Source organism: Caulobacter sp. NIBR1757, from assembly GCF_027912495.1.
In the GTDB taxonomy this organism is placed as follows: domain Bacteria; phylum Pseudomonadota; class Alphaproteobacteria; order Caulobacterales; family Caulobacteraceae; genus Caulobacter.
Genome location: NZ_CP115463.1, coordinates 2,636,622 through 2,651,647 on the forward strand (window position 1 = coordinate 2,636,622; position 15,026 = coordinate 2,651,647).

The 15,026-nt window shown below is 69.1% G+C and carries 14 protein-coding genes and 1 tRNA gene; 11 read left to right on the forward strand and 4 right to left on the reverse strand.

Translation table 11 applies throughout. The annotated features are described in order from the left end of the window. The first annotated feature begins 61 nt into the window (after positions 1–61). The 4 genes from O5I81_RS13010 to O5I81_RS13025 all read left to right on the forward strand — a co-directional run bounded on the left by O5I81_RS13010 (position 62) and on the right by O5I81_RS13025 (position 3,989). Entirely contained in the window at positions 62–1,624 is a 1,563-nt protein-coding gene (locus tag O5I81_RS13010; RefSeq protein ID WP_271065307.1) for an efflux RND transporter periplasmic adaptor subunit, read from the forward strand. Then, complete coding sequence (locus O5I81_RS13015) at positions 1,624–2,304, forward strand: ABC transporter ATP-binding protein (protein ID WP_271065308.1); 681 nt, start codon at positions 1,624–1,626, stop codon at positions 2,302–2,304. The genes O5I81_RS13010 and O5I81_RS13015 overlap by 1 nt, the downstream gene beginning before the upstream one ends. Next, a complete protein-coding gene (locus O5I81_RS13020) occupies positions 2,301–3,542 on the forward strand; it encodes an ABC transporter permease (RefSeq protein ID WP_271065309.1) in 1,242 nt (413 codons plus the stop codon). Before O5I81_RS13015 ends, O5I81_RS13020 begins: the two co-directional genes overlap by 4 nt. Positions 3,543–3,650: 108 nt before the next feature. Then, a complete protein-coding gene (locus O5I81_RS13025) occupies positions 3,651–3,989 on the forward strand; it encodes an endonuclease domain-containing protein (RefSeq protein ID WP_271065310.1) in 339 nt (112 codons plus the stop codon). Between the two features lie 76 nt (positions 3,990–4,065). Here O5I81_RS13025 and O5I81_RS13030 read toward each other — a convergent pair whose 3' ends face one another. Beyond that, positions 4,066–4,707: a DUF1345 domain-containing protein gene (locus O5I81_RS13030; protein WP_271065311.1), complete on the reverse strand. Its 642-nt coding sequence runs from the start codon at positions 4,705–4,707 to the stop codon at positions 4,066–4,068. 295 nt (positions 4,708–5,002) lie between these two features. Beyond that, on the reverse strand, positions 5,003–5,860 hold the full coding sequence (locus O5I81_RS13035; protein ID WP_271065312.1) for a TauD/TfdA family dioxygenase: 858 nt from the start codon (positions 5,858–5,860) through the stop codon (positions 5,003–5,005). A 95-nt stretch (positions 5,861–5,955) separates the two neighbouring features. On the opposite strand from O5I81_RS13035, the gene O5I81_RS13040 reads away from it, so the two are divergent. The 3 genes from O5I81_RS13040 to O5I81_RS13050 are packed head-to-tail and all read left to right on the forward strand — an operon-like array spanning position 5,956 to position 8,934. Then, positions 5,956–6,600, forward strand: a complete 645-nt coding sequence (locus O5I81_RS13040; protein ID WP_271065313.1) for a TetR/AcrR family transcriptional regulator — start codon at positions 5,956–5,958, stop codon at positions 6,598–6,600. Further along, positions 6,597–8,216 (forward strand): long-chain fatty acid--CoA ligase, encoded by a 1,620-nt coding sequence (locus tag O5I81_RS13045; protein ID WP_271065314.1) that lies wholly within the window; start codon positions 6,597–6,599, stop codon positions 8,214–8,216. The genes O5I81_RS13040 and O5I81_RS13045 overlap by 4 nt, the downstream gene beginning before the upstream one ends. 10 nt (positions 8,217–8,226) lie before the next feature. Next, the gene (locus tag O5I81_RS13050) at positions 8,227–8,934 is read left to right on the forward strand and encodes a hypothetical protein (protein ID WP_271065315.1); all 708 of its coding nucleotides are present in this window, start codon (positions 8,227–8,229) and stop codon (positions 8,932–8,934) included. A gap of 16 nt (positions 8,935–8,950) precedes the next feature. Here the strand turns inward: O5I81_RS13050 and O5I81_RS13055 are convergent. Next, a tRNA-Ser gene (locus O5I81_RS13055) sits at positions 8,951–9,043 on the reverse strand. 116 nt (positions 9,044–9,159) lie between these two features. Here O5I81_RS13055 and O5I81_RS13060 point away from each other — a divergent pair. The 4 genes from O5I81_RS13060 to O5I81_RS13075 are packed head-to-tail and all read left to right on the forward strand — an operon-like array spanning position 9,160 to position 13,843. Further along, on the forward strand, positions 9,160–10,716 hold the full coding sequence (locus O5I81_RS13060; RefSeq protein WP_271065316.1) for an exopolysaccharide biosynthesis polyprenyl glycosylphosphotransferase: 1,557 nt from the start codon (positions 9,160–9,162) through the stop codon (positions 10,714–10,716). Positions 10,717–10,719: 3 nt separating this feature from the next. Continuing rightward, complete coding sequence (locus O5I81_RS13065; protein ID WP_271065317.1) at positions 10,720–12,168, forward strand: lipopolysaccharide biosynthesis protein; 1,449 nt, start codon at positions 10,720–10,722, stop codon at positions 12,166–12,168. Beyond that, positions 12,165–13,094 (forward strand): glycosyltransferase family A protein, encoded by a 930-nt coding sequence (locus O5I81_RS13070; protein WP_271065318.1) that lies wholly within the window; start codon positions 12,165–12,167, stop codon positions 13,092–13,094. The genes O5I81_RS13065 and O5I81_RS13070 overlap by 4 nt, the downstream gene beginning before the upstream one ends. Then, positions 13,094–13,843: a polysaccharide deacetylase family protein gene (locus tag O5I81_RS13075; protein WP_271065319.1), complete on the forward strand. Its 750-nt coding sequence runs from the start codon at positions 13,094–13,096 to the stop codon at positions 13,841–13,843. Before O5I81_RS13070 ends, O5I81_RS13075 begins: the two co-directional genes overlap by 1 nt. 327 nt (positions 13,844–14,170) lie before the next feature. On the opposite strand, the gene O5I81_RS13080 is transcribed toward O5I81_RS13075, so the two are convergent. Then, a protein-coding gene (locus O5I81_RS13080) for an IS5 family transposase (protein WP_271065152.1) occupies positions 14,171–14,931 on the reverse strand; the annotation gives its coding sequence in 2 pieces (ribosomal slippage) (positions 14,171–14,607 and positions 14,607–14,931; 762 coding nt in all). Positions 14,932–15,026: the final 95 nt, after the last annotated feature.

The following is a 15,026-nucleotide window of genomic DNA, read 5'->3' on the forward strand; positions in this document are numbered from 1 at the left end:
AATGCGCCTGCAAACTGGCGCCGCTACCTGACGTGATCTGAATGGAAGTCACGTGAGTCTCATGAGCCTGCACACCGCGCCGCGAACCAAGAAGAAGATGCGATGGGTCCCGGTGGCCTGGGGCGTCGCCGCGGCCGTGGTGCTGGGCGGCGGCGGCTACATGCTGTTCAAGCCCAAGGCTCCGAAGGATCCCTACCGGACCGAACAGGTGGCGCGCGGCGACATCACCAGGTCGGTGTCCGCCTCGGGGTCCTTGCAGGCCCTGGTCACCGTCCAGGTCGGCTCGCAGATCAGCGGACAGATCACCAAGGTGCTGGTCGACTTCAACGACTACGTCAAAGCCGGCCAGGTGATGGCCGTCCTCGACCCGCAGACCTACGTCAGCCGCGCCCAGCAGGGTCAGGCCCAGGTCGCCCAGAGCCAGGCCCAGGTCAACCAGCTGCAGGCCCAGGCCGACGTCGCCCGCGCCAACTACAACCGCACCAAGACCCTCTACGACAAGGGCATCACCGCCAAGGCCGCCCTCGACGCCGACCTGGCGACCTGGAAGGCGGCCCAGGCCTCCGTCACCGCCGCCAGGGCCGGCGTCACCTCCGCCCGCGCCTCGCTGAACGCCACCAATGTCGATCTGGGCCGCACCAACATCGTCGCCCCGATCAGCGGCGTCGTCACCGACCGCCAGATCGAACCCGGCCAGACGGTCGCCGCCAGCCTGTCGGCCCCCATCCTTTTCCAGATCGCCCAGGACCTCTCCAAGCTCGAGGTCAAGATCAGCGTCGACGAGGCCGACATCGGCAGCGTGCGCGAGGGCCAGCGGGTCAGGTTCACCGTCGACGCCTTTCCGGACGACAATTTCACCGGCGTCGTCACCCAGGTGCGCAAACAGCCGGAGACCGCCAACAACGTCGTCGCCTACACGGTGATCGCCGAGGCCGACAATCCGGGCGGCAAGCTGCTGCCCGGCATGACCGCCAACGCCGACATCGTGCTGGAAGAGCGCCGCGGCGTCCTGCGCGTCCCGGCCGCCGCCCTGCGCTGGAGCCCGGCCGACGCCGCCGCCAGCACCCAGCGCTCGGCCAGTCCGATGGGCGGACCTCCCGGCATGGGTGGACCTCCCGGCGGCGGCGGCCAAGGCCAGCAAGGGGCCGGCGGACGTCAGGGCGGCGGCAATCGCCTGGCCCGCGTCGCCGAGCAGCTCGACCTCGACGCCGGCCAGAAGAAGAAGGCCGACGCCATCTTCGCCGACGCCCAGACCAAGATGCGCGCCGCCGAAGGCCCGGACCGCCGCAAGATCATGGACGAGGCGTTCAAGGCGCTCGACCCCATCCTGAAGCCCGAGCAGAAGACCAAGCTCGTCGCCCTGCGCGCCCGCATGGGTCAGGGCGGTCGCGGCGGCGGCCAGGGCGGCATGACCAGCGGCGTGCTCTACATCCTCAAGGACGGCAAGCCGACCCCCGTGCCGGTCATGGTCGGCGCCACCGACGGCAGCTTCACCGAAGTCGTCGACCGTTCCGGAACCATCAAGGAGGGCGCCGAAGTCATCACCGGCGGCGGCCCCAAGGCCAAGGTCACGGCGCGCAGCCCGCTGACCGGCGGCGGCGGCGGCCGGGTTCGGGGGCTGTAGTGATCCAGTTCGAGGGTCTGAAGAAGACCTACGTCATGGGCGAGGAGACGGTCCACGCCCTGGCCGGCGTCTCGCTCACCATCGAGCGGGGCGAGAGCGTCGCCATCATCGGCCCGTCGGGGTCCGGCAAGTCGTCGCTGATGAACATCCTCGGCGGCCTCGACCGCCCCTCGGCCGGCCGCTACCTGTTCGAGGGCGAGGATGTCGGGGCCTTCGATGACAACGACCTGGCCGCCTTCCGCAACAAGCGGATCGGGTTCGTCTTCCAGTCCTTCCAGCTGCTGCCGCGACTGTCCGCCCTGCAGAACGTCGAGCTGCCGATGATCTACGCCGGCATCGATCCGGCCGAACGCCGGGACCGCGCCGCCGCTCTGCTCGACAGGGTGGGCCTTGGCAGCCGCATGGGTCACCGCCCGACCCAGATGTCCGGCGGCCAGCAGCAGCGCGTCGCCATCGCCCGCTCCCTCGCCAACCGGCCGGACCTCCTGCTCGCCGACGAGCCCACCGGCGCCCTCGACACCCAGACCGGCCAGGACGTGCTGAACCTCTTCAAGGAGCTCAACACTGAGGGCCTAACCCTGGTCATCGTCACGCACGACCTGGAGGTGGCGGCCGAGACCCGCCGCCGTGTCACCTTCCGCGACGGCCAGATCGTCGGCGACGACGGGGCCGCCCGATGATGAAGCCCATCGACCTCGTCCGCTTCGCCACTGGCGCCATCGTCGCCCACCCGATGCGCAGCGCCCTGACCTCGCTCGGCGTCGTCATCGGCGTCGCCGCCGTGGTGATGATGACCTCCATCGGCCTGGGCGCCCAACAGATGGTGACCAGCGCCATCGGCGGCCTCGGCTCCAACATGCTGATCATCAGCCCCGGCGCCTCGCGCGGCGCGGGCGGCGGCTTCGTCAGCCAGGGGGCCGGCACTGGCGTCTCCCTGTCCGACGGCGACGCCGAGGCCCTCAAGGCCCAGATCGAGAACGTCTCCGCCGTCGCCCCCGCCGTGCGGGGCGGCGCCCAGCTGACCGCCGAGGGCGGCAACTGGAACACCCGGGTCGAGGGCGTGACGCCCGACTATCTGGTCGCCCGCGACCTCACCATCGCCTCGGGCCGCATGTTCGACGAGCGTGAAGCCCGCCAGGGCAAGAAGGTCGCCGTCATCGGCGCCACGGTGGCAAAGGAGCTGTATGGCGACGCCGACCCGGTCGGAAAGCGCCTGCGCGTCGGCACGGTGCCGTTCGAGATCGTCGGGGTGCTGACCTCCAAGGGCCAGGCCGGCTTCGGCCAGGACCAGGACGACATCGTGCTGGGCCCGCTCCAGGCCGTGCGATCCCGCATCGTCGGTCGCCGGGTGCGCGGCGACAACGTCCAGACCATCTACGTGAAGGCGGCCACCGCCGAAGACCTCGACCGCGTGCAGGAGGACGTCACCAATCTGATGCGCGAACGCCACCGCATTCGCCAGGGCGCCGAGGACGACTTCAGCGTCCAGAACATGGCCTCGATCATGGAAGCCATGAGCGCCAGCACCAAGACCTTCACGGGTCTTCTGGCCGCCGTGGCGGCGGTCTCCCTGCTGGTCGGCGGCATCGGCATCATGAACATCATGCTGGTCGCCGTGACCGAGCGCACCCGCGAGATCGGCCTGCGCATGGCCGTCGGCGCGAGGCGCGCCTGGGTCCTTTACCAGTTCGCCCTGGAGGCCGTGGTGCTCAGCTTCGCCGGCGGCGTCATCGGCCTGCTGATCGGCATCGGCGGCGCCATGGCCATGTCGGCGCTGGCCGGCTGGCCCATGGCCATCGCCAGCTGGGCCGTGCCGACGGCGCTCGGGTTCTCGATGCTGGTCGGCCTGGTGTTCGGGGCCTACCCGGCCTGGCGCGCGGCGCAGCTGGATCCGATCGAGGCGTTGCGGCGGGAGTAGGAACAATCCCTTCTCCCGCTTGCCGGGAGAAGGTGGCCCCCGAAGGGGGTCGGATGAGGGCAGCACCAGCCCTTGACGAGTAGCGCTCCCAAGAACATTGTTCACTTTATGTTCCCGCCACCCGTCAATCGAGCGCGTGCCGAAATCATGCGCGCCGAACCCACCTTCGCCGAGCGAGTGATGTGGGATCGCTTGCGCAACAGAAAGCTCGCCGGCCTCAAGTTCCGCCGCCAGACACCCCTTGGCCCTTACATCGCGGATTTCCTTTGTAAGGAAGCGCGACTGATCGTCGAATTCGACGGCCCAAACCACGACGAGGACTACGACCGTAAACGAGACGCCTGGCTAAACGAGCAAGGCTATCGGGTCCTCAGGTTTGCCAACAACGAGGTCGGCAATCGGCTTGGCTGGGTTCTGGAGACGATCCAGGCGGCCGCGGGGCGATAGACGACAGGGGCCGGCGCTGCCCTCATCCGACCCCTTCGGGGCCACCTTCTCCCGGCAAGCGGGAGAAGGGACAGCGCTAGACCAACCCCGCAATAATGTTGATCCCCAACGCCAGGATCGCCGTGTTGTAGAAGTAGGCCGCCGCCGCGTGGGCGGTGATCAGGTTCCGCAGCCGTGTCGTGTTCACCGTCATGTCCGACACCTGGAAGGTCGCCCCGATGCAGAAGGACAGGTAGACGAAATCCATGTAGCTGGTCGGCGGATCGCCCGAGAAGCCGAACACCTGGTCCTTCCGGCCGCCGAAATGCCGGTGGGCATAGTGGATGACGAACACCGTCTGCAGCATCAGCCAGCTGCTGATCAGGGTCAGCACCGCCAGCGCCGCCACCAAGCCCTTCTCGAAACCCGTCCCCGTCCGGCTCTCGATCATCGCCATCACGATACCGATCAGGCTGGCCAGCACCGCCACCAGGATGACCAGCAGCAGGACCGGCGTCTTCTCATCCTCCAGCGCCGCCCGCGCCTTCACCCGCGCCTCGTCGGCGGTGAGGAACAGGCGCCAGGTCAGGGCCAGGTACACGACCGCTCCGACGACCCATCCGGCCAGCTCCGGCGCCGCTCCCGGCCAGCCCATCCCGGTCGCGCAAAACCAGCCGACAACGCCCGCCGCCGCGCCTACGGCGAGCCGCCAGTGCCGCGTGACGCCACTCAGGTCCATGCCGATACCGCCCTCAACCAATTGGAATAAAAGACCATTTCGCCCGGCCGCCAATATGTCTAGACATATTCGGCGCTGTTTTGCGGACCTCGGCGAGCCGCCCGCCAGCGCGTAGCTCGCCGCGCCCTCGAACCGCGCTACAATCCCTGCGCTACAGCCTACGCGGCGCCTACGCGCAAGACTACGTCCACAGCCGTGTGCCCCCACGCAAAAGGCACGCCCTGTCAAAGGCTTGCGACGAACCTCATGTTTGCGTCCCGATCGCGCGGTATAATCGTGGGTCGCTTCGATAAGCCTAGCGCGGCCGATCCCCGACGATCGTCACCCGCTCCATCCGGCGCACCGCGGGCCAGTAATCGCTGGCGGCGTAGTGCTGGCTGGCCCGGTTGTCCCAGAAGGCGATGCTGCCCGGCTCCCAGCGGAACCGGCACTGGTATTCCGGGATCGCCGCCTGGGCGTAGAGGTGCTTGAGCATGGCGGCGCTCTCGTCGGCATCCCAGCCGACGATATGCTGGGTGAAGGCGGCGTTGACGTAGATGCAGCGCCGGCCCGTCTCCGGATGGGTGCGGATCACCGGATGCTCGACCATCGGGTAGCGGGCGTTGAAGTCCTCGATCTGCTCCTCGGTCATGCCGCGCTTGCGCATGCCGGTGCGGAAGTGGGCGAAGTCGTGGATGGCGACGGCGTCATCGACCCGCGCCTTCACCTCATCGCAAAGGCCCTCATAGGCCGCGTACATGTCGGCGAACAGCGTATCGCCCCCGACCGGCGGCAGCTCGATCGCCCGCAGGATCGAGCCCAGCGACGGCTCGAGCCGCCAGGTGACGTCCGAGTGCCAGGTGTTTTCGCGACCCCGGTTCTCGCGGTTGTGGGTGATCGCCAGAACCTCCGGATAGCCCGGCTTCTGTGGCGCGAAGGGATGAACCTCCAGCTCGCCGAAGTTGCGGGCGAAGGCCAGGTGCTGGTCGGTGTCGATGTCCTGGTCCCGGAAGAACAGCACCTTCCAGTCGAGCAGCGCCTGGCGGATGGCCCTGACCTGCGACGGCGTCGCCGGCTGGGACAGGTCGATGCCGCCGACCTCCGCCCCGATGGTCGGCGTCAGCGGGGTCAGGGTCAGGGTGTCGAGGGTCAGGTGACGGACAAGTTCAGTCATGGCTTCCTCCGCGCCGGCTCTTCGTCCGGACAACGCAGTATGTTACCCCTCGGTTTCATTTGACAAGCCCTGCTCGCAAAGGCCCCTTAACCCCTATGGCAGACGGTTCCGCCCCCGCCCGCAAGCCCCGAGTCGACGCCGCCGCCCGGCGCGCCGAGTACATCGACGTGGCCGCGAAAGTGATGCTGGAAAAGGGCCTGCACGGCGCCACAATGCGCGACTTCGCGGAAGCCGCCGGGGCCGCCAAGATCCTGTTCTACCGTCTGTTTCCCTCGCGCGACGCCATCGTCGACGCCGTCTTCCGACGCGTCGAGGACGCCGTCCTCGACGCCTACAAGGAGACCTGGACCGGCTACGGCTCGATGGTCGCCCGGGTGCTGGAGACCGCCCGCAAGGACCCCGCCCCCTTCCTCGTCGTGCTCAAGAACTGCGGCGGCGGCGCCGACCGCTCCGACTGGGGCGACCGCCTGCGCGCCATCTTCAACGAACGCTCCCGCCCCCTGTTCGAGCCTAGGCCCGGCGCCCCGGAGGGGGCGGAAGAGCGCGCGGGCCTCGCCGGCGGCAGCCTGTTCGGCCTCTGGGTGGACCGCATGATCGTCTGGCTGGAAGAGCGCGACGGCCTCGACGACGCCACCCGCATCCGCTGGTGGAGCCGCATCGTCCGCGAATGGCGGCTGGCCTCCCGCGAGGCCTTTCGGCTAGACCCGCCGCAACAAGAAACCAACGAGGAAACGCCTTGATCCCCGGCCTGATGCAGACCACCCCGCTGGTCATCACCTCGATCCTGCGCTTCGTCGAGACCGCCCACCCGCGCGTCGAGATCGTCTCCCGCACCGTCGAGGGCCGCATCCATCGCTACGACTACGCCGGCATGGGAGGGCGCGTCCGCCGCCTGGCCCGCGCCCTCGAGAAACAGGGTGTCAAATCCGGCGACCGCGTCGCCACCCTGGCCTGGAACACCCACCGGCATCTGGAGCTGTTCTACGCCGTGCCCGGCCTCGGCGCCGTGCTCAACACCGTCAATCCGCGCCTGTTCGACGAGCAGATCCTCTACGTCCTCGAACACGCCGAAAGCGAGGTCCTGCTCTACGACCGCACCTTCCAGCCGGTGGTCGAACGCCTCGCCGCCCGCATGTCGACGGTGAAGACCTTCATCCTGCTGGCCGACGAAGACAGTCACGACGCCGGAACCGTCGGGACCCTCAACTACGAGACCCTCATCGCCGCCGAGAGCGACGCCGACTTCCCCTGGCCGACCCTCGACGAGAACGGCGGCGCCTTCCTCTGCTACACCTCCGGCACCACCGGCGATCCCAAGGGCGTGCTCTACAGCCACCGCGCCGTCGTCCTGCACGCCATGGCCGCCGGCCTGAACAGCGCCTTCGGCCTGACCGCCTTCGACGTGGTCATGCCCTGTTCCAGCCTCTACCACGCCACCGCCTGGGGCCTGCCCTTCACCGCCCCGATCAACGGCTGCAAGCTGGTCCTGCCGGCCGAGAAGATGGACGCGGTCAGCCTCGGCGAACTGATCGCCAACGAGGGCGTCACCTTCTCTGGCGGCGTGCCGACCATCTGGACGATGTATCTCGCCCACCTCGACCAGACCGGCGGCACGGTCGGCACCCTGAAGCGGGTCATCATCGGCGGCTCGGCCGTCCCCCGCGCCATGGCCGAGACCTTCAAGAGAAAGCACGGCGTCCAGGTGCTGCAGATCTGGGGCATGACCGAGACCTGCCCGCTGGGCGTCGTCGCCACCCCCACGCCTGGCCTGGCCGCCGGCGGCGAGGACCACGTCGACGAGGTCATCTGGACCCGCCAGGGTCGGCTGCAGTTCGGCATCGAGCTGAAGATCGTCCAGGAAGACGGGACCGAAGCCCCCCGCGACGGCGAGACCAGCGGCGCCCTGATGGTGCGCGGCCCCTGGACCATCCAGCGCTACTTCCGCAAGGAGACCGACGCCGCCGACGCCGACGGCTGGTTCGACACCGGCGACATCGCCACTCTCGACGCCGACGGCTTCATGCGCATCACCGACCGCGCCAAGGACGTCATCAAGACCGGCGGCGAGTGGATCAGCTCCATCGACCTTGAGAACATCGCCGTCGCCTGCCCGGGCGTGAAGATCGCCGCCGTCTTCGGCGTGCCGCATCCCAAGTGGGAGGAACGCCCCCTGCTGGTCATCGAGGTCCACGAGGGCCATGATGTCACCAAGGAAGCGGTGCTGGCCTTCCTCGAACCGCGCATCGTCAAATGGTGGATGCCGGACGACGTCATCTTCGAGCCCGTGCCGCTGACCGCCACCGGCAAGATCGACAAGAAGGTCCTGCGCGAGGCGCACAGGGACCGGCTGAGCTAGGGGGAACACCATGAACCGCACCATCGGAACACCACGCCTGTGGGCCATCCTGGCCGCCGTCTTCGGCCTGATCTCGCTGGCCGTCACGGTCGCCTTCAAGCTGCTGGGTCCGGTCAAGGCGGCCGGCGTCTGCATGGGCGGCGGCGCGGTCGTCCAGTTCGAGTTCGCCCGCGAGGCCCAGGACCTGACCAACATCTTCGGCGATGTCATCGACCCCTGCCGCGCCCCGACCATCGCCGCCATGGACGCGGTCAACCAGCTGGACGTGGTCGCCTACATCCCCAGCTACACGCTGTTCGCCATCTTCGCGGCCCTGTTCATCGGCGGCGGGCGCCTGCGCCTGCCCATCCTGCTGGCGATCCTGGCGGCGGCTGTCGCCCTGGTCGCCGACTATGTCGAGACCTTCACCCTGCTGGAGATCACGCCGATGCTGGAGGAGCGCGCCGACCTGCTTCCGGTCTCCTCGACCGCCGCCTGGATCAAGTTCGGGGCGTTGGCCGCCCACGCCCTGGTCCTCGCCGCCGTCTGCCTGGAAAAGCCGCCGCGCCGCTGGATCCTCGGCATCCTGCTGCTGGCCCCCGCCGTCGGGGCGCTGGCCGCCTTCAGCGACTCCCGCAACATGAATCTCCTGACCCTCGGCTTCCTGCTGGCCTGGCTGCCCTTGCTGGGGCTGGCCGCCTGGCGGGCGGTTCGGCCGGTTGCCGTGGAAGTTCAATAGGTTAGGAGAAAACGCCTGGCGGTGACGGAGGGATTCGAACCCTCGGTACGGCTTTATACCGTACGTCGGTTTAGCAAACCGGTGCCTTCAGCCACTCGGCCACGTCACCCCAGGCGAGGGGCGCTGATAGCCGGTTCGGCGCGTCGTTGCAATCACCGCAAACGTCTCCCTGAGTGAACCGTGTTAACCGGGTGATCAGGCCCCCGTGGCAAGCTCATCGCCGTCATGACCACATCCCCCGCCCCGCAGCCGGCCGAAGAGCCATGGGTCGCCGCCGCCAAGGCCCTGCGCGACGACCTGCGCCGGGGCGCGGCGCCCGAGCCGGAGACCGAAGAGAGCGACCGCCGCGGCCCGCTGCGTCCGGCCCGCCTGCCGCCGCTGCGCAATCGAATCCAGGGCCAGCTGGTCGGGCGATTGTTCCGCATCGTCGACGCCGGCTCGCTGGCCGCCCTGGCCCTGACCGGCGCCCACCTGGCCACGCCGCAAGGCTGGATCAACGCCAGCCTGGCGCAGGTCACTCCCTATGCCGCTGGCGCCCTGGTGATGGCCTGGCTGCTCGGCGGCGTCGGCCTCTATCGTTTCCCCCGCTACGGCCGGCTGTGGACCCGGCTGACGCGGCTTGTCGCCGCCTTCGGCCTCGGCGGCCTCCTGCTGACCGCCGGCGTCTGGCTGGTCGGCGGATCGCCGCCCTCGCCGGTGCTGACCTCCTGGTTCGCCATGGCCTTCATCAGCCTGGCCCTGCTGCAGACCATCTGGTGGGCCATGGTCCGGCGCTGGCGTAACCGGGGTCTGCTGACCCCCAACATCGTCATCGTCGGCGCCACCGAGGTCGCCGACCGCCTGATCGCCGCCGCCCTGGCCTCGCGCGAGGTCAACGTCATCGGCGTCTTCGACGACCGTCTGGGCCGGGCCCCGCCGCGCATGCAGGGGGTGCCGGTGCTCGGCGACCTCGACGCCCTGATCGGCCACCGCATCATGCCCTATGTCGACCAGGTGGTGATCGCCGTCACCTCGGCCGCCAAGCCCAGGGTGCGGATGATCACCGAACGGCTCAGCGTCCTGCCCAACGACATCTGCCTGGTCGTCGACCTGGACGGCGAAGCGGCCCAGAACGCCATCATCAACCGCATCGCCGACGCCCCGCTGGCCCGCGTCTCCGGCGTCGCCACCGACGAGCGGCGCGCCGCCCTCAAGCGCCTGCAGGATCTCGGCATCGGCCTTCTGGCCCTGGTGCTGCTGGCCCCGGTGATGGCCGTCGTCGCGGTGCTGATCAAGCTCGACAGCCCCGGCCCGATCTTCTTCCGCCAGCGCCGCCACGGCTTCAACAACGAGGAAATCCGGGTCTGGAAGTTCCGCTCGATGAAGCATGAGCTGACCGACCACACGGCCAGCAAGCAGGTCACCGGCGACGACGACCGCGTCACCCCGGTCGGCCGCTTCATCCGCCGCACCAGCCTCGACGAACTGCCGCAGCTGTTCAACGTCCTGGCCGGCGAGATGAGCCTGGTCGGCCCCCGCCCCCACGCCGTCGGCATGAAGACCGGCGACACCGAAAGTTCGCGCCTGGTCGAGGAATACGCCCACCGCCACCGCCTCAAGCCCGGCATGACCGGCTGGGCCGCCGTCAACGGCTCGCGCGGACCGGTCGATACGCCGGAACTGGTCCAGCGCCGCGTGGCCCTCGACATCGACTACATCGAGCGCCAGTCCTTCTGGCTCGACCTCTACATCATGGCCATGACCATCCCCTGCCTGCTGGGCGACCGGCACGTGGTGCGCTAGCCCATGTTCTGGCGTGGCGTCCTCGGCTACCTGCCCGTCAACCTGGCCCAGGGCCTGGTCGGCCTGCTGACCATTGTCGTCTTCACCCGGCTGCTCAGCCCGGCTGACTACGGCGTCTACGCTATCGCCTATTCGGCCATGGTGCTCAGCCACACCGCCCTCTTCACCTGGACCGAGGCCGCCATGGCCCGCTTCCAGGCCCAGGCGCGGCAGCGGGGCGAGATCGCCGACCACATGATGACCCTCTATCGGGCCTGGTCGATGCTGGGCCTCGGTTTTCCGCTGCTGGCCGGAGCCGCCGTCTGGCTGGCGCCGGTGCATCAGCCGCTGAAGGTGGCGATCTGCGCCGGCCTCGCCGCCATCCTCTTCCGCAGCTGCATCAAGCTGGTGCAGGAGCGCCGCAGGGCCGACGGCGAGGTCGGCTCGGCCGCCACCCTCGACATCGCCCAGACCATCGGCGGCTTCGCCATCGGCGCGGTGCTGGCGGCCATCGGCCTCGGCGGCGCCTCTCCGTTGCTGGGCTCGGCCGCCATCTCGGCCATCTGCCTGGCCTTCGCCCTGCCCGGCGAGCTGAAGCTGTTCAAGGGCGGCCACTGGCAGCCCAGGCGGGCGCGGGAATACGCCGGCTACGGCGTGCCGATCTCGCTGTCGCTGATCCTGGCCCTGGTCATCTCCAGCACCGACCGCTTCGTGCTCGGCGCCGTTCTCGGCGAGGCCAGCGTCGGCATCTATCACGCCGGCTACAGCCTCGCGAACCGCACCCAGGACGTGGTTTTCGTCTGGCTGGGCATGGCCGGCGGCCCGGCCATGGTCTCGGCCCTGGAGCGCGGCGGCAAGGCGGCCCTGGTCCAGACGGCCAGGGAACAGGCCAGTTTCATGATCCTGCTGACCCTGCCGGCCGCCGTCGGCCTCGCCCTCGTCGCCCTGCCGTTGTCGGAGCTGCTGATCGGGCCCCAGATGGCCCAGGGCGCCGCCCGCGTCGTGCCGTGGATCGCCGCCGGCGGCTTTTTCAGCGGCGTCACCACCTACTACCTGCATCAGGCCTTCACCCTCGGCCGCCGCACCGGCCTGCTGATGGCGGCCATGACCCTGCCCGCCGCCCTCAACCTGCTGCTCAACTTCGTCCTCGTGCCGCGCTTCGGCCTCGACGGGGCCATGTGGGCGACGACGGCCAGCTATGGTCTCGGGGCCGTCGCCTCCTTCGCCCTTGGCCGCCGGGTGATCGCCCTGCCGCTGCCGATCGGCACCCTGGTCCGCGCCGCCATCGCCTGTGTGCCGATGATCCTGGTCGTCTCCCTGCTGCCCGACATGGACGAAGTTCCGGAACTGGCGCTCAAGGCCGGCCTCGGCGCCCTCGCCTATGGCGTCACCGCCTGGCTGCTCGACGCCGGCGGCCTGCGCAGTCACGGACGCACCCTGCTGCGCACCCTGCGCCCGGGAGCCGCCACATGACCGCCCCGACCAGCGACTGGATCGTCGACAACGCCCTCTGGGCCGGCGCCAGGCCCCGCCTGTCGGTGCTGATCCCCTTCCTCGGCGACGACCCGGCCCAGCTGGCCCGCGAGCTGGCCGCCCAATCTGCCGAGATCGAGATCGTCCTGCTCGACGACGGCGGCAAGGACGGCGATCTGGCCGCCCGTATAGCCGAGACCGTACAGGCCCTGCCCTGCCCGGCCCGCTTCGTGCGCCTCGCCGCCAACGTCGGCCGGGCCCGGGGCCGCAACCGGCTGGCCTCCGAGGCGCGCGCGCCGCACCTGCTCTTCCTCGACGCCGACATGCTGCCCGACAGCGAGACCTTCGTCGCCGACTGGCTGGCCGTCGCGGCCGGGGACGCCGCTGTCGCCTTCGGCGGCTTCTCCTTCCAGCGCACACCGGTCGACCCACGCTTCGCCCTGCACCGGGCCATGGCCCTGCGCAGCGACTGCCTGCCGGCCGACCAGCGCGCCCAGGCCCCGGAAAAGCACGTCTTCACCTCCAACCTGCTGGTCCACCGCGACGTCTTCGAGGCCGTGGCCTTCGATGAGCGCTTCACCGGCTGGGGCTGGGAGGATGTCGAATGGGCCATGCGGGTGGCCCGGCGCTGGCCGATCCTGCATCCGCACATCCCGGCCAGCCACCTCGGCCTCGACACCGCCCCGGCCCTGATCGCCAAGTACCGCCAGTCGGCCGCCAACTTCGCCCGCGTCGTCGAAGCTCATCCAGAGGTCGTCAGCGGCTACGCCAGCTTCAGGGTGGCCCGGCTGATCCGCCGCCTTCCGGCCCGCGGCCTGCTCCGCGAGGCCGCCCGCCTCGCCGCCCTCAGCCGCCTGCTGCCCTCACGGGCCCGCGCCTTCGCCATGCGCCTCTACCGCGCCGCCCTCTACGCCGAGGTGGTCTGATGCAGGCCTATTCCGCCGACCGCTCCCTGCGCGGCAAGCTGCGTCGCCGCTACACCCGCCTGGCCTTCCGCAAGCCCCTGCGGCTGTCGCTCGACCGGCCGATGATCACCTTCAGTTTCGACGACGTCCCCGCCACCGCCGCCCTCGCCGGCGCCCGGGTTCTGGAGGCGGCCGGCCTGCGCGGGACCTTCTACATCTGCGCCGGCCTCGAGGACGGCGACGGGCCCATGGGCCGCTACGGCTCCTCGGAGGACGCCCGCCGTCTCGCCGCCGCCGGCCATGAGGTCGCCTGCCACACCTTCAGCCACCTCGACTGCGGCCAGGCCGACCAACAGGCCATCGCCGCCGACGTGGCCCGCAACGGCCTCGCCCTGGCGATGCGCGGCGCCCCCGATCCGGTCAGCTTCGCCTACCCCTACGGCGATGTCTCCTTCGCCGCCAAGAAGGCGCTCGGCGGCCGCTTCAAGACCCTGCGCACCGTGCAGGCCGGCCTTGTCACCGACGGCGCTGACGCCAACCAGCTGCCCGCTGTCGGCATCGAGGGCGAGGCCGGCGAGGCCGACGCCCTGCGCTGGATGGACGAAGCGGCCCGCCGCAAGGCCTGGCTGATCCTCTACACCCACGATGTCGCCGCAAGGCCGTCGGCCTGGGGCTGCACGCCCGAGGCTCTGGCGCGGCTGGCGGAACGGGCGAAGTCGAAATTCGAAGTGGTGACAATGGCGCAAGGGGCTGCGCGGGCGGGGCTGTAAGCCCTTAGCGAAGCGCCATTATAGCAAGTTTCGAAGAAACGGTCTGTCGTAAGGTATTGTTTGTAATGATTTTTTGTTGCGACGAGGCCGGCCGCTTATGGGTGATCGCGTCCGTATCGAGACGGGATTTTGCCGGGGAAGTGTGGGTGGTGGTGACGGGGTACGGACTGGTCCCTGCATGAGGCTGTCGCCCTCGCCCAAGGGACAGAGGGGACACGCTGATTTGCCATGGCCGCCCGCGCCCGGTCGCGCACCGGCGGTGCAGGGCAAATCAACCTGTCCCCGTTTGCCGTAGATGAATATGTCTAGGCTGTAGGGACGATTTAATCATTTGAGCCAGAGCATGATGCAGGCGAGCTTTACGAAGCCCATGAAGGTTTGGGCGAGCTTGTCGTAGCGGGTGGCGATGCGCCGGCAGTGCTTGATGCGGCTGAAGAAGCGCTCGATGCGGTTGCGCTCTTTATAGATGTCCTTGTCGTAGCTGTGCTTGCGCAGGCGATTGCGGCGCGGCGGCACGACCGGATCACCACCTTGCTCGATGACCTTCGCGTAGAGGGGGTGGGAGTCATAGGCCTTGTCGGCGATGAGATGCTGGGCGGCCAGTCCGTCGATCAGATCGCTGGCCGGAGCCACGTCATTCTGCTGTCCTGGGCCGAGCATCAGCCGGATCGGCAGACCCAGGGCGTCTACGCCGGCGTGGATTTTGGTGCCGAATCCGCCGCGAGAACGGCCAAGCGCCTGGGCGTCCGGGCCCCCCTTTTTCGCCGCGCTCCAGCGGCTTGGGCGTGGGCCCGAATGACCGTGGCGTCGAGCATCACCCATTCCAGGTCAGGGTCCGCCGCCACCGCCGCAAAGATCTTGTCCAGCACGCCCTTCTCGACCCACCGGTAGTATCGCTTCTTGGCTCGTTCAACGGGCCCAAAGCGCTCGGGCAGATCCTTCCACCGGGCCCCCGAACGGGCCATCCACAACAGGGCGTCGATGAACAGACGCCCGTTGCTGCGCGGGCCCCGCTTGCCCTTGCGCCCACCTGGCACAAACGGCTCGATCCGAGCCCACTGATCGTCCCGCAGAACCTCGCCTTCCAAGGCCGCCTCCAAAAAGCAGCTTTGAATCAGAACCCGGAATCCATGGGAATCCTAAATCGTCCCTACAGCCTAGACATATTCGATGGCTGTCATCG

Bases quoted from the DNA above. Each gene is read 5' to 3' on its own strand.
- O5I81_RS13010 (WP_271065307.1), top strand. From the start codon at position 62: ATGAGCCTGCACACCGCGCCGCGAACCAAGAAGAAGATGCGATGGGTC.
- O5I81_RS13040 (WP_271065313.1), top strand. From the start codon at position 5,956: ATGGCAGACGGTTCCGCCCCCGCCCGCAAGCCCCGAGTCGACGCCGCC.
- O5I81_RS13020 (WP_271065309.1), top strand. From the start codon at position 2,301: ATGATGAAGCCCATCGACCTCGTCCGCTTCGCCACTGGCGCCATCGTC.
- O5I81_RS13060 (WP_271065316.1), top strand. From the start codon at position 9,160: ATGACCACATCCCCCGCCCCGCAGCCGGCCGAAGAGCCATGGGTCGCC.
- O5I81_RS13025 (WP_271065310.1), top strand. From the start codon at position 3,651: ATGTTCCCGCCACCCGTCAATCGAGCGCGTGCCGAAATCATGCGCGCC.
- O5I81_RS13075 (WP_271065319.1), top strand. From the start codon at position 13,094: ATGCAGGCCTATTCCGCCGACCGCTCCCTGCGCGGCAAGCTGCGTCGC.
- O5I81_RS13070 (WP_271065318.1), top strand. From the start codon at position 12,165: ATGACCGCCCCGACCAGCGACTGGATCGTCGACAACGCCCTCTGGGCC.
- O5I81_RS13050 (WP_271065315.1), top strand. From the start codon at position 8,227: ATGAACCGCACCATCGGAACACCACGCCTGTGGGCCATCCTGGCCGCC.
- O5I81_RS13035 (WP_271065312.1), bottom strand. From the start codon at position 5,860: ATGACTGAACTTGTCCGTCACCTGACCCTCGACACCCTGACCCTGACC.
- O5I81_RS13065 (WP_271065317.1), top strand. From the start codon at position 10,720: ATGTTCTGGCGTGGCGTCCTCGGCTACCTGCCCGTCAACCTGGCCCAG.
- O5I81_RS13030 (WP_271065311.1), bottom strand. From the start codon at position 4,707: ATGGACCTGAGTGGCGTCACGCGGCACTGGCGGCTCGCCGTAGGCGCG.